The following is a 12448-nucleotide window of genomic DNA, read 5'->3' on the forward strand; positions in this document are numbered from 1 at the left end:
CCCCTGCACCGTCTCGACGGTGAGCTCGACGTCGTCGACGCGGACGACGTCCCCTTCCTCGGGCAGCCGCTGGAGCCGCTCGGTGAGGAAGCCGGCCAGCGTCTCGTACCGGCCCTCGGGGACGGCGATGCCGGTGCGGTCCTGCACCTCGTCCGGGCGCAGCAGCCCGGAGAGCACCCACGTGTCGGCGTCCACCCGGCGCAGCGCCCGCAGCGGCTGGTCGGTCTCGTCGGCGATCTCGCCGACCAGCTCCTCCACGATGTCCTCCAGGGTGACCACGCCGTGCGTGGCGCCCCACTCGTCGACGACCAGGGCGAGCTGCAGGCCCTGGTCGCGGAGCAGGTCCAGCAGCCGCTCCAGCTGCATCGACGACGGGACGGCGAGCACCGGCACCGCCAGCTCGCCGGCCGTGCGGTGGCCGCGCTCGGCCTCCGGGACGGCGACCGCGTGCTTGACGTGCACGATCCCGGTCACCTCGTCGAGGTCGGATCCGTAGACGGGGAAGCGCGAGTTGCCCGACTCCACCGCGGCGGCGATGACGTCGGCAGCCGTGGCGCTCGCCCGCAGGGTCCACAGCTGGGTCCGCGGCGTCATGACGTCGGTGGCGTACTTGGCGCCCAGCTTCAGCGAGCGCTGCAGGAGGCGGGCGGCGACGGGGGAGAGGTCGCCCTCCTCCGCCGAGCGGCGGGCCACCGCGGCGAGCTCGTCGGCGTCGCGCACCGTCTCCAGCTCCTCGCGCGGCTCGAAGCCGAGCCGGCGGACGATGGCGTTCGCCAGCCGCTGCAGCGCACCCACCACCGGGCCGGTGACCCGGGTGAAGCCGCGCATGCCCGGGGCCACGAAGCCGGCGACGGCCAGGGGGTTGGCGATGGCGAGGTTCTTGGGTCCCAGCTCGCCCAGCAGCATCTGCAGCGTGGTCGCCAGCGCGATCGCCAGCGTCACCGAGACCGCCGTCGCCGAGCCGCCGGTGAGGCCGAGGCCCTCCAGCGGGCCGCGCAGCAGCTCCCCGATCGCCGGCTCGGCCAGGTAACCGACGACCAGCGTGGTGATCGTGATCCCGAGCTGGGCGGCGGAGAGCTGGGTGGAGAGGGTCGTGAGGGCGCGCACGACGTTGCGCCCGCGACGGTCACCGGCGGCGGCCGCCTGCTCGGCCCGGCCGCGGTCCACGGTGGTGAGGGAGAACTCCGCTGCGACGAAGAACCCGGTGAGTGCCGTCAGGAGGACGGCGGCGAGGAGGAGCAGCCATTCGGTCATCGACGCTGTCGGTGCCCGTGCGGCGCCCCGGCCAACCGGCGCGGGGCGGAAACGGCTCAGGGGCCGCCTTCCGGCGGCCCCTGAGCTGTGGTCGGGGTGACAGGATTTGAACCTGCGGCCTCGTCGTCCCGAACGACGCGCGCTACCAAGCTGCGCCACACCCCGAGGTGCGCGGACCGAGTCTAGCGCGAGACGTTTCGCTCCTCGGCGGTGGGTGAGGCCGGGCGCGCGGTGAGGGTCAGCAGCGTCGCCTCGGGAGGGCAGGCGAACCGCGCCGGTGCGTACGGGCTGGTGCCCAGGCCGGCGGAGACGTGCAGCCAGGTCCCCGCCGGGTGCGCGGGCGTCGGCTCGGCCCAGCGGTGCAGCCAGCGCACCCGGTCCCGGTCGATGCCGCAGTTGGTGACCAGCGCGCCGTAGAACGGGACGCGGAGCTGTCCCCCGTGGGTGTGCCCGCAGAGCAGCAGGTCGTAGCCGTCGCCGGCGAACCGGTCGAGCACGCGCGGCTCGGGGGAGTGCGCCAGGCCGATCCGCACGTCCGCGGTGGGGTCGGCCGGCCCGGCGACGGCGTCGTACCGGTCCCGCTTGAGGTGCGAGTCGTCGACGCCGGCGAAGACGATCCGCCGTCCGGCGACGGTCAGCTCCCCGGCGGCGTTGGTGAGGTCCAGCCAGCCGCGCGCCGTCATCCAGTCGCGCAGGTCGCGCCAGGGCAGCTCGTCGCCGTGCACCCGCTTGTGGTCGGGCCAGAAGTACTTGAAGGGGTTCTTCGGTCGCGGGGCGTAGTAGTCGTTGCTGGCCAGCACGAAGGCGCCCGGGAGGTCCATCAGCGGCCCGAGGGCGCGCAGCGTGCCCGGCACGGCGTCGTGGCCGGCCAGGTTGTCACCGGTGTTGACCACCAGGTCCGGCTCGAGCGCGGCCAGGCCGGCCACCCACTCCTGCTTGCCGCGCTGCCCGGCGGTCATGTGCAGGTCGGAGATGTGCAGGACCGTCAGCGGCGCCGAGCCCGGGGCCAGCACGGGGACGTCGAAGCGGCGCAGGGTCCAGCGGTTGCGCTCGTAGAGGCTCGCGTAGGCGAGGACCGCCGCGCCGGAGGCGGCGGCGGTGGTGGGGACGGCGGTGTACCAGCGCACGTGGGGAGCCTACGGGCACGGCCGGGGACGGCGTCGTGTCAGGCTGGAGCACGTGCCCGACTTGAAGGAACAGCTCCGCGCCGACCTGACCACCGCCATGAAGGCCCGTGACGAGCTGCGCACCGCCACGCTGCGCATGGTGCTCGCCGCGGTCAGCGCCGAGGAGGTGTCGGGCAAGGAGGCCCGCGAGCTCAGCGACGACGAGGTGCAGGCGGTGCTGCGGCGGGAGGCCAAGAAGCGGCGCGAGGCCGCGGAGGCGTTCGGCTCCGCCGGCCGCGCCGAGCAGGCCGCCCGGGAGCAGGCCGAGGGCGAGGTGCTGGCCGCCTACCTGCCCGCGCAGCTCGACGACGCCGACCTGGCCGCGCTGGTCGCCGACGTCATCACCCGCACCGGCGCCTCGGGCATGAAGGACATGGGCAAGGTGATGGGCGCGGCGAACGGTGCCGTCGCCGGGCGGGCCGAGGGCTCGCGGGTGGCCGCGGAGGTCCGCCGCCAGCTGGGCTGAGCCGGGGCGTCAGTCCCCGCCGCGGCGGGCGGGGACGCCGTCGCGGCGGCCCTCCCCGTCGGGCCCGGTCCGGCGGTCGGCGTCGGGCTGCCCGATGATCCCCGGAGGGGTGTCCGCGGGGGGCGCGTTCGGGTCGACCGGAGCCGGTTCGGGAGCGGGCGCCGGGTCCGGGGCCGGCGCCGGGACGGCGGAGCCGTTGCTGACCTGGATGGTGACCGAGGAGCCGGCGCTGACCCGCGACCCCGAGCCGGGGCGGGTGCCGAGGAAGGCGCCCGCGGGCTCGGCGCTGTCGACCTCGCGGACGGTGGGCTGGAAGCCGGCGGCCTCCAGCGCGGCCTCGCAGGCCGAGGCGGAGGAGCAGGCCGGGACCACCGCGGTGTCGCCCTCGGCGACCTCGGGGTCCTCCGGCGGGAACGGCACCATCGGCTGCCCGGTGAGGATCGGCGCCATGGCGTCGTGCCAGATGGTCGCGCCCTTGCCGCCGCCGAAGCCGCCGACGGACTTGTCGGCCTCGGAGTTGAAGACCAGGACGCTCGCCGTGTACTGCGGGGTGTAGCCGACGAAGGCGACCGAGGTGTTGTTGTTCGTGGTCCCGGTCTTGCCGGCGATCTGGTGGCCGGGGACGTAGGCGCGAGGGGCGGTCTGGCCGCTGTGGCCGGGCTCGACGTCCTTGCGCAGCATCTGGTTCAGGGTGTTCGCGACGCCCGTGGGGATGGCCTCGGGGGTGCAGTTGTCCTCGGTGACCACCGGCTTGCCGTCGCGGGTCAGCGGCTCCCCGTTGCTGTCCAGGATGGCGGCCACCGGGGTCGGGTCGCACTGCGTGCCGCTGGCGGCCAGCGTCGAGTAGGCGCTGGCCAGGTCGAGCGGGCTGACGCCGTCGGTGCCGAAGGTGAACGACCCGCGGTTCTCGGCGATGATCTGGTCGGCCGGGAACTGGGTGGCGGGGTAGTCGAAGGTCATGCCCATGCGCTCGGCCATGCGGACCGGGCCCTCGACCGAGCCCAGCTTGTCCTCCAGCGCCAGGAAGTAGGTGTTGGAGGACATGTAGAGCGCCTTCTCCATGTCCAGCGTCCCCGGGTAGCCGCTGCCGGCGTTGGAGACGCAGTACATGCCACCGGTGCGACGGCCCTCGCAGGGGCCCCGGTAGACCTTCGAGACGTAGGGCTCGGGGGTGCTGAGCGTGTAGTACTTCGAGTAGCCCTGCTCCAGCGCGGCGGCGGCGGTGAAGACCTTGAACGTCGAGCCCGAGCCCTTGCTGGGCACGACGTTGAAGTTCACCGACTCGCACTCGGGGCCGTCGCAGCCGAACTTGCGGTTGTTCGACATCGCGAGCACCCGGCCGGTGCCCGGCTCCACCGCGGTGTAGGTGCCGACCAGCCGGTCGCCCATGGCGAGGGTGTTCAGCACCGCCTGGTCGCCGGCGGCCTGCATGTCCGGCCGGAGGGTGGTCTGGATCGTCAGGCCGCCGTTGTCGATCTCGGAGTCGGTGAGCCCGAGGTCGCGGGTCAGGTAGCCGTAGAGGAAGTCGCAGAAGAAGGCGCCGATCGCGGCGTCGATGCAGCCGTTCGGCGGGGCCAGGCCGGGCGCGACCTGCACCGGCTGCGCGGACACCTCGGTGAGCTCCTGCTCGCTGATGTGCCCCAGGTCGAACATGCGCTGGAGGACCTGGTTGCGCCGGATCTGGGCGTTCTCCGGGTTGGTGATCGGGTCGTCGTTGGTCGGGCTCTGCACCAGGCCGGCCAGCATCGCCGCCTGCGGCAGCGTGAGGTCGGCGGCGTTGGTGCTGAAGTAGCGCTGCGCCGCGGCCTGGATGCCGTAGGCGCCCTGGCCGAAGTACACGATGTTGAGGTAGCGGGTGAGGATCTCGTCCTTGGAGTAGGTCTCCTCCAGGGCGAGCGCCAGGCGGGCCTCGCGCAGCTTCCGGGAGAGGCCCTCGACGCCGTCCTGCTCGATCGCGGCGTCGCGCTCGGCCTGGGTGGTCGCCGTCTGCAGCAGGGTCTGCTTCACCAGCTGCTGGGTGATGGTGGAACCACCCTCGCGGACCGTGCCGGCGGCCAGGTTCGTGGCCAGCGCGCGGAAGGTCCCCTGGACGTCCATGCCGTTGTGGTCGTAGAAGCGCGAGTCCTCGATGTCGACCAGCGCGCGCTTCATGATGTCGGCGATCTGGTCGGCGGCGACGGGCGTGCGGTTGTTCTCGTAGAAGTAGGTGATCAGCGAGCCGTCGGCGGCCACCACCTTGGTGTTGCCCGCCGGGGTCTCGTCGGTCAGCTCCACCGGCAGGGCGTCGAGCAGCGACGCCGAGTTGCGTGCGACCAGCCCGGCACCCCCGACCCAGGGCAGCAGGAGGCCCGCCACGAGCATGCCTGCGACGACGATGGTCGCGGCGAGCCTGGCGAGCAGACGGGTCCGGATGCGAGCGTTCTCCGACATCGCGGCCAGGGTATTACGCGCGGGCCGCTCGCAGCCCCGGTCAGCCGCGGCGCGCGGGCAGGATCCGGGTGCGGGGGGTTCCCGTCGGCGTGTCGGCGTCCGGACCGGTCAGCGCCTCGGCCATCGTGCGCAGCCCGTCGAGGTCGTGGACGTCGCCCGCGGCGGCGGGCACGGTGCGGACGGCGACCTCCGGGTGCGCGCTGGTGAACCGGTCGGCGAGGTGCTGCTCGCGGGCCGCGACCTGCATCCGCCCGGCGTGCACGCGCAGCGCCGCGGCGGCCAGGTCGGCGGCCCCGCCACCGGTCTCGGCGACCTCCTCGGCGGCGCCCTCGGCGCGGGTGGCCGACAGCGACGTCGTCGCCGGGGGGTGCGTGCGGTTGAGCACCAGCCCGGCCAGCGGCATGCCCTCGGCCGAGAGCCGGTCCACGAAGAAGGAGGCCTCGCGCAGGGCGTCCGGCTCCGGTGCGGCGACCACCACGAACCAGGTGCCCGGGCGGCGGAGCAGCTCGTAGGTCGCCGTCGCCCGCTCGCGGAAGCCGCCGAACATGGTGTCCAGCGCGGCCACGAAGGCGGAGATGTCGCGGAGCAGCTGGCCGCCGAGGATCTTGCTGACGATCCGGCTGAACAGCAGGAACCCGGCGCTGGCGAACTTGAAGCCGGCCCGGCTGGGGGCGGTCAGCAGCCGGATCATCGTGCCGTCGAGGAAGCGGCCCATGCGGTTGGGGGCGTCGAGGAAGTCCAGCGCCGACCGGGACGGCGGGGTGTCCACGATGATCAGGTCCCACTGGTCGCTGGCCCGCAGCTGGCCCAGCTTCTCCATGGCCATGTACTCCTGCGTCCCGGAGAAGGACGAGGAGAGCGCCTGGTAGAAGGGGTTCTCCAGGATCTGCTGCGCCCGCTCGGGCGTGGAGTGCGCGGAGACGACGTCGTCGAACGTCCGCTTCATGTCCAGCATCATCGCGTGCAGCTCGCCCGGTGCCCCGGGGACGTCGACCCGCCGTGGCTCGTTGTCCAGCTCCACCAGGCCCAGCGACTGGGCCAGCCGGCGGGCGGGGTCGATGGTGAGGACGACGACCGTGCGACCGGCCTCTGCGGCGGCGAGCGCCAGGGCCGCGGAGCTGGTCGTCTTGCCCACGCCACCGGCGCCGCAGCACACGACGATCCGGGTGCTGCGGTCGGTGATCAGCTGCTCCAGGTCCATGGCCGGCGCCTGGCGGGGGGCGGTCACGCCGGCACCTCCGCGCGCAGGTGGTCCTCGAGGCGCCCGGCCAGCTCGAACAGGCAGCCCAGGTCCACCGGGCCCGGGAGCAGGGGCAGCTCCAGGGTGGGCCGGCCCAGCGCCTCGACCTCCGCGCGCAGCGCGTCCTGCGCGGCCCAGCGCCGGGCGTGCTCCACGACCTCGGCGGCCAGCGCGTCGGCGACCTCCTCGGCCTGCGGCAGGTGCGCGGCGGCCAGCGCCGGGGCGAGGTCGGCGCCGGTCAGCTCGCCGGCGGCCGCCCGCGCCAGCTCCGCGGCCGGCAGGACCGGCTCGGCGGCCATGTTGACGACGACGGAGCCGACGGGCAGCCCGGCACCGGTCAGCTCGGCGATGGCGTCGGCGGTCTCCTGCACCGGCATGTCCTCGAGCAGCGTCACCAGGTGGACCGCCGTCTGCGGGGAGCGGAGCACGGCCATCACGCCGTCGCTCTGGGTCTTGATGGGGCCGGAGCGCGCCAGCTGCGACATCTCGCCGGTGACGCCGAGGAAGCGGGTGATCCGCCCGGTGGGCGGCGCGTCGACGACGACGGCGTCGTAGACCTGCCGGCCGTCGTGGCGGCGCGTGACCGCCTCCTTGATCTTGCCGGTGATGAGGACGTCGCGCAGGCCCGGCGCGATGGCCGTGGCGAAGTCGATCGCGCCCATCTTGCGCAGCGCCCGGCCGGCGCGGCGCAGGTTGTAGAACATGTCGAGGTAGTCGAGGAGCGCCTCCTCGACGTCGATGGCCAGGGCCTTGACCTCGCCGCCGCCCCGCGCCACGGCCACCCGACGCTCCTCGTAGGGCAGGGGAGCGGTGTCGAAGAGCTGGGCGATGCCCTGCCGGCCCTCGGTCTCGACCAGCAGGACCGAACGGCCGTCGGCGGCCAGTGCCAGCGCGAGCGCGGCCGCGACGGTGGTCTTGCCCGTCCCGCCCTTGCCGGTGACCACGTGCAGGCGTGGGGAGGACGGTTCGGGGCTCACCCGCCCAATGTATGAGCAGGTGGGCGGGTCGGCCCGCCCGCGCAAGGCGGCGTGACCGTGATCGCAGCCGACGGCTGCAGTAGCGTCCCGCCCATGAGCGACACCGCGCGTCAGAAGTGGGAGTACGCGACCATCCCGCTGCTGGTCCACAACACCAAGGCCATCCTCGACTCCTGGGGCGTCGACGGCTGGGAACTGGTCACCGTGCTCCCCGGCCCCGGCGGCATGGAGCAGCTGGTGGCCTACCTCAAGCGCCCGGCATGACCGGCCCCGCCCCGGAGGCGGCCGCGCCGGCGCAGAGCTGGCACGCCCGCCTCGCCGAGCTGGGCATCCGGCTGCCCCCGGTGGCCGCGCCGGTCGCCTCCTACGTGCCCGCCGTGCGGGCCGGCTCGCTGGTCTTCACCTCCGGGCAGCTGCCCTTCGTGGAGGGCGGGCTGCGCCGCACCGGCAAGGTCGGCGGGTCCGTCGACGTCGAGGCGGCCGCCGCCGACGCCAAGCTCTGCGCCCTGAACGCGCTGGCCGCGATCGACGAGCTCGTCGGGCTGGACTCCATCGCCCGCGTCGTCCGGGTGGTCGGGTACGTGGCGAGCGCCGAGGGCTTCACCGGCCAGCCGCGGGTGGTCAACGGCGCGAGCGAGCTGCTCGGCCGGATCTTCGGCGAGGCGGGCCAGCACGCCCGCAGCGCCGTCGGCGTCGCGGAGCTCCCGCTCGGGGCCGCGGTGGAGGTCGAGCTCACCGTCGAGCTCCGGTGAGCGCCCCCGCGGGCGGGGTGCCGGCCGAGCCGAAGCAGGCGGCGACGGTCCTCCTGCTGCGCGACGGCGAGCCGGGGCTGGAGGTCTACCTGCTCCGCCGCACCAAGGGCATGCCCTTCGCCGGTGGCATGACCGCCTACCCCGGCGGCGGCGTCGACCCGCGGGACGGCGACACCGAGATCGGCTGGGCCGGCCCGTCGCCGGCGGAGTGGGCAACCGCCTACGGCTGCGACGAGCGGACGGCGCGGGAGCTGGTGTGCGCCGCGGTGCGGGAGACCTTCGAGGAGGCCGGCGTCCTGCTGGCCGGGCTGCCCGACGGCTCCGTCGTGCCCGACGTCTCCGGGAACGACTGGGAGGAGCAGCGGCAGGCGCTGCTGTCCCGCGAGCTGTCGCTGGCCGGGCTGCTGGCCGGCCGCGGCCTGGTGCTGCGCTCGGACCTGCTGCGCCCGTTCGCGCACTGGGTCACCCCGCCCGTCGAGCCGCGCCGCTACGACACGAAGTTCTTCGCGGCGGCGCTGCCGGTGGGGCAGGAGGCCCGGGACGTCTCGGGGGAGGCCGACGAGGCCTCGTGGCTGACGCCGGCCGCCGCGCTGGCCGAGATGGTGTCGGGGGTCCGGCCGATGCTGCCGCCGACCTCGCACACGCTCGACCAGCTGCAGTCGTTCCCCGACGTCGCGGCCGCCCTGGCCGGCTCCCCGCCGGAGCCGCTGCACCCGATCAGCCCGCGCTTCGAGGAGGACGCCGACGGCCGCTGGGCCGTGCTGCCCGACGGCACCCGCGTCCGCCTGGTCATGCCGCTCCCGTCCTGACCCCGCCCGGGGGCGGACGCGCGAGAGGCCCCGCACCGGTCGGTGCGGGGCCTCTCGTGCGTCCGGAGCCGGGTCAGCGGGCGCGGCGGCGCAGGCGCTCCTCGTCGAGGACGACGACGGACTTGCCCTGCAGCTGGATCCAGCCGCGGTGCACGAAGTCGGCCAGCGCCTTGTTGACGGTCTCGCGGGAGGCGCCGACCAGCTGCGCCAGCTCCTCCTGCGTCAGGTCGTGCTTGACCCGCAGGCCGTCGCTGTCACGGCTGCCGAAGCGGTCGGCCATCTGCAGCAGCGCCTTGGCCACGCGGCCGGGCACGTCGGTGAAGATGAGGTCGGCGACCGAGTCGTTGGTGCGCCGCAGGCGGCGGGCCAGGACGCGGAGCAGCTGCTCGCCGATCTCCGGGTGCGCCTCGATCCACGGCAGCAGGACGCTCTGCGGCATCCGGGCCAGCTTCACGTCGGTGACCGCGGTGGCCGTCGCCGTGCGCGGGCCGGGGTCGAACACCGACAGCTCGCCGAACTGGTCGGAGGGACCCATGACCGCGAGCACGTTCTCCCGGCCGTCCGGGGAGCGGCGGGAGAGCTTGATCTTCCCGGTCATGACGATGTAGAGGCTGTCGCCGGGCTCGCCCTCGTTGAACACCACCCGCCCGCGGGGCAGGGTGATCGTCTCGAGACGGCTGATGACGGGGTCCACCGCGTCCTCGGAGAGCCCCTGGAAGAGCCCCGACTGAGCCAGCACCTCGTCCACTGCACGTCCTCTCACGCTGTTCGCGGACACAGGGATGCCCGTGTCCGCGACGAGTCTAGGCGGCTGTGCAGTCGGTCACCCGTCAGGCTGCCCCGTGGCTACCCCGATGGAGCGAGACGACCGCCCCCGCGCGGTTGCGCTCCGTGGTCAGACGAGCGGCGGGTTGTCGGTGCCCGGCCGCCGGCGACGCCGCCGACGCCAGCGGAACAGCGCCCGCCGGATGCCCGACGTCGCGAGGGTGTCGACCTCGCCCGGGGTGGCGGTGCTCAGGAACTCGCTCACCTCGCGCGGACCGGCCGGACGGCGGAGGGGCTCCTCGACGCGCTCCATGACCAGCAGGAAGGCGATCAGCAGCGGCGGGAACAGGATGACGCTGAGGGCGACCATCGGGGTCCTCCTACTGCGGCGACGTCGGTCCGGGGGGGGAGCGGTCCGCCGTCGATCATGGCACGACAGGAGAGCGTCGGCAGGGCCGCCTAGGCTCGACCGCGTGTCCGCACCCGCGTCCTCCCCGGCATACGCGCGCCCGGTCCGCGCCCGCCGCCCCACCCGCGCCGCGCTGACCGGGGCCTCGCCGTTCGACCCGGACGAGACCCCGCTGTCCCGGACCCGGCGCGCGCGGCGCATGGCCCGCGAGCTGGCCGTCATCCACCCGGACGCGCACTGCGAGCTCGACTTCACCAACGCCTTCGAGCTGCTCGTGGCCACCGTGCTCTCCGCGCAGACCACGGACAAGACGGTCAACAAGGTCACCCCGCTGCTGTTCGCCCGGTACCCGGACGCCGTGTCCCTGGCCTCGGCGGACCGGGCGGAGCTGGAGGAGATCCTCAAGCCGACCGGCTTCTTCCGCGCCAAGGCCAACTCCGCGCTCGGCCTGGCGCAGGCCCTGGTGGAGCGGTACGGCGGCGAGGTCCCCGGGCGCATGGCCGACCTGGTGACGCTGCCCGGCGTGGGCCGGAAGACGGCGAACGTCGTCCTCGGCAACGCGTTCGGCGTCCCGGGGCTGACCGTGGACACCCACTTCGGCCGGCTGGTGCGCCGCTTCGGCTGGACCGAGGAGGAGGACCCGGTCAAGGTCGAGGCGGAGATCGCGCAGCTGGTCCCGAAGAAGGAGTGGACCGACTTCAGCCACCGGGTGATCTTCCACGGGCGGCGGGTCTGCCACGCCAAGCGCGCGGCCTGCGGCGCCTGCGGCCTGGCGCAGTGGTGCCCGTCCTTCGGCATCGGCCCGGTCGACCCCGAGGTGGCAGCCAAGCTCGTGAAGACCCCGGCCGCCTCGGACACCGAGTGATGCGCCGCCTCGCGGTGGCCGCTGCCGCACTGCTGGCCCTGGCCGCCTGCGGCTCGGAGGAGCCCGACGCCGGTGGTGGCCGCCAGGAGCCGGCGGCCGCCGAGAGCGAGCTGACGCCCTGCCCGGAGCAGGAGGGCACCGCCGCGGCCGCCGACGCCCCGGACCTGGCCCTCGACTGCCTCGGGGGCGGGACGCTCGACCTGGGCCGGGCGCCGGGCGTGCCGACCGTGCTCAACCTCTGGGCCAGCTGGTGCGGGCCGTGCCGCGCGGAGCTCCCGCTGTTCCAGCAGCTGTCGGAGGCCGCGGGCGACCAGCTCCGCGTGCTCGGGGTCGACAGCCAGGACGGGCGCCCGCAGGGCGTCTCGTTCGCGCTGGACGCCGGGCTGACGTTCCCCAGCGCCTACGACCTGGAGGGCGACCTGGCCGCCGAGCTCGGGCTGCAGGGCCTGCCGCACTCGGTCTTCCTCGCCGCCGACGGGTCGGTGGCGCACGTGCAGGCCGGCGAGATCAGCTCCTACGACGAGCTGCGCGGCCTGGTCGCCGAGCACCTGGGCGTGGCCCTGTGACCGACCTCGAGGGGCTGCCCGGGTACCTGCAGCGGCTGGTCGAGCGGGCCGACGCCCTGCCGCTGCGCCACCGCATGCCGCAGGCCACGGCCACCGCTCGGCGCTCGGCCGTCCTCATCCTCTTCGGCGAGGGGCCGGAGGGTCCCGACCTGCTGCTGATCGAGAAGTCCGCGCACCTGCGCAGCCACGCCGGCCAGCCGGCGTTCCCGGGCGGCGGGGTGGACCCGGGCGACGACTTCCCGGTCGGGACGGCGCTGCGCGAGGCGCAGGAGGAGGCCGGCATCGACCCGGCCGGCGTCCGGGTGCTCAGCACGCTGCAGGAGCTGTTCCTCCCGCCGTCGAACCGCCTGGTCGTCCCGGTGGTCGGCTGGTGGGACGACCCGCGCGAGGTCAGCGTCGGGGACCCCACCGAGGTCGCGCGCGTGGCGCGGGTACCCCTGGCCGACCTGGTCGACCCGGCCAACCGGTACCGGCTGCGCCACCCGGTCGGCTACATCGGGCCCGCCTTCTGCGTGGCCGGCATGGAGGTGTGGGGCTTCACCGCCGGCCTCCTCGACGCGATCCTCGAGGCCGCCGGGCTGGCCAGGCCCTGGGACCGCGACGACGTGCGGCCGCTGCCGGACTCGGCCATCCGCCCGTTCACGCTGCCCGGCTCGGGGGACGACGACCCCGCCGGCGACGGCGCCGCGCCGACGGTCGCCGATCCCGCGCCGGACGGGCCGCCGACGCGTACGGTTCGGCCCCGATGA

General features: G+C 74.6%; 14 protein-coding genes and 1 tRNA gene. 7 read left to right on the top strand and 8 right to left on the bottom strand.

Annotated elements, in window-relative coordinates; all coding sequences use genetic code 11:
- The 3 genes from E4P43_RS13345 to E4P43_RS13355 all read right to left on the bottom strand — a co-directional run.
- Window positions 1-1254: hemolysin family protein (locus E4P43_RS13345; protein ID WP_135145953.1), on the bottom strand; the 1254-nt coding region annotated here is incomplete at its 3' end.
- Between the two features lie 88 nt (window positions 1255-1342).
- Window positions 1343-1419, bottom strand: a tRNA-Pro gene (locus E4P43_RS13350).
- Between the two features lie 17 nt (window positions 1420-1436).
- The gene (locus E4P43_RS13355; RefSeq protein ID WP_135145954.1) at window positions 1437-2381 is read right to left on the bottom strand and encodes a metallophosphoesterase; all 945 of its coding nucleotides are present in this window, start codon (window positions 2379-2381) and stop codon (window positions 1437-1439) included.
- Window positions 2382-2433: 52 nt separating this feature from the next.
- Here E4P43_RS13355 and E4P43_RS13360 point away from each other — a divergent pair, with 52 nt between their 5' ends.
- Entirely contained in the window at window positions 2434-2886 is a 453-nt protein-coding gene (locus E4P43_RS13360; RefSeq protein WP_135145955.1) for a GatB/YqeY domain-containing protein, read from the top strand.
- A gap of 9 nt (window positions 2887-2895) precedes the next feature.
- Here E4P43_RS13360 and E4P43_RS13365 read toward each other — a convergent pair whose 3' ends face one another.
- The 3 genes from E4P43_RS13365 to E4P43_RS13375 are packed head-to-tail and all read right to left on the bottom strand — an operon-like array spanning window position 2896 to window position 7533.
- Window positions 2896-5316, bottom strand: coding sequence for a transglycosylase domain-containing protein (locus E4P43_RS13365; RefSeq protein ID WP_135145956.1), 2421 nt, complete (start codon window positions 5314-5316; stop codon window positions 2896-2898).
- 40 nt (window positions 5317-5356) lie between these two features.
- On the bottom strand, window positions 5357-6544 hold the full coding sequence (locus E4P43_RS13370; RefSeq protein WP_245159120.1) for an ArsA family ATPase: 1188 nt from the start codon (window positions 6542-6544) through the stop codon (window positions 5357-5359).
- A complete protein-coding gene (locus E4P43_RS13375) occupies window positions 6541-7533 on the bottom strand; it encodes an ArsA-related P-loop ATPase (protein ID WP_135145957.1) in 993 nt (330 codons plus the stop codon). Before E4P43_RS13375 ends, E4P43_RS13370 begins: the two co-directional genes overlap by 4 nt.
- Before the next feature lie 93 nt (window positions 7534-7626).
- On the opposite strand from E4P43_RS13375, the gene E4P43_RS19960 reads away from it, so the two are divergent.
- Genes E4P43_RS19960 through E4P43_RS13385 form a run of 3 tightly spaced genes read left to right on the top strand, consistent with a single transcriptional unit; the run spans window position 7627 to window position 9094 of the window.
- Window positions 7627-7797, top strand: coding sequence for a hypothetical protein (locus tag E4P43_RS19960; protein WP_166509561.1), 171 nt, complete (start codon window positions 7627-7629; stop codon window positions 7795-7797).
- Window positions 7794-8285, top strand: coding sequence for a RidA family protein (locus E4P43_RS13380; RefSeq protein ID WP_135145958.1), 492 nt, complete (start codon window positions 7794-7796; stop codon window positions 8283-8285). Before E4P43_RS19960 ends, E4P43_RS13380 begins: the two co-directional genes overlap by 4 nt.
- Complete coding sequence (locus E4P43_RS13385) at window positions 8282-9094, top strand: NUDIX hydrolase (RefSeq protein WP_245159121.1); 813 nt, start codon at window positions 8282-8284, stop codon at window positions 9092-9094. The genes E4P43_RS13380 and E4P43_RS13385 overlap by 4 nt, the downstream gene beginning before the upstream one ends.
- Window positions 9095-9167: 73 nt before the next feature.
- Here the strand turns inward: E4P43_RS13385 and E4P43_RS13390 are convergent, their stop codons facing one another.
- Window positions 9168-9842 (bottom strand): Crp/Fnr family transcriptional regulator, encoded by a 675-nt coding sequence (locus E4P43_RS13390; protein ID WP_104526541.1) that lies wholly within the window; start codon window positions 9840-9842, stop codon window positions 9168-9170.
- 147 nt (window positions 9843-9989) lie between these two features.
- Window positions 9990-10229: a hypothetical protein gene (locus tag E4P43_RS13395; protein ID WP_135145959.1), complete on the bottom strand. Its 240-nt coding sequence runs from the start codon at window positions 10227-10229 to the stop codon at window positions 9990-9992.
- 103 nt (window positions 10230-10332) lie between these two features.
- Here E4P43_RS13395 and nth point away from each other — a divergent pair, with 103 nt between their 5' ends.
- The 3 genes from nth to E4P43_RS13410 are packed head-to-tail and all read left to right on the top strand — an operon-like array spanning window position 10333 to window position 12448.
- Entirely contained in the window at window positions 10333-11133 is an 801-nt protein-coding gene (gene nth, locus E4P43_RS13400; protein WP_135145960.1) for an endonuclease III, read from the top strand.
- A complete protein-coding gene (locus E4P43_RS13405) occupies window positions 11133-11699 on the top strand; it encodes a TlpA disulfide reductase family protein (protein ID WP_135145961.1) in 567 nt (188 codons plus the stop codon). The genes nth and E4P43_RS13405 overlap by 1 nt, the downstream gene beginning before the upstream one ends.
- Window positions 11696-12448, top strand: a complete 753-nt coding sequence (locus E4P43_RS13410) for a CoA pyrophosphatase (protein WP_245159122.1) — start codon at window positions 11696-11698, stop codon at window positions 12446-12448. The genes E4P43_RS13405 and E4P43_RS13410 overlap by 4 nt, the downstream gene beginning before the upstream one ends.

The organism is Blastococcus sp. TF02A-35, from assembly GCF_004571075.1.
In the GTDB taxonomy this organism is placed as follows: domain Bacteria; phylum Actinomycetota; class Actinomycetes; order Mycobacteriales; family Geodermatophilaceae; genus Blastococcus.

What these genes read in the sequence shown, in the direction of transcription:
- E4P43_RS13405 (WP_135145961.1), top strand. Translation starts at nt 11,133, where the DNA reads ATGCGCCGCCTCGCGGTGGCCGCTGCCGCACTGCTGGCCCTGGCCGCC.
- E4P43_RS13380 (WP_135145958.1), top strand. Translation starts at nt 7,794, where the DNA reads ATGACCGGCCCCGCCCCGGAGGCGGCCGCGCCGGCGCAGAGCTGGCAC.
- E4P43_RS13365 (WP_135145956.1), bottom strand. Translation starts at nt 5,316, where the DNA reads ATGTCGGAGAACGCTCGCATCCGGACCCGTCTGCTCGCCAGGCTCGCC.
- E4P43_RS19960 (WP_166509561.1), top strand. Translation starts at nt 7,627, where the DNA reads ATGAGCGACACCGCGCGTCAGAAGTGGGAGTACGCGACCATCCCGCTG.
- E4P43_RS13395 (WP_135145959.1), bottom strand. Translation starts at nt 10,229, where the DNA reads ATGGTCGCCCTCAGCGTCATCCTGTTCCCGCCGCTGCTGATCGCCTTC.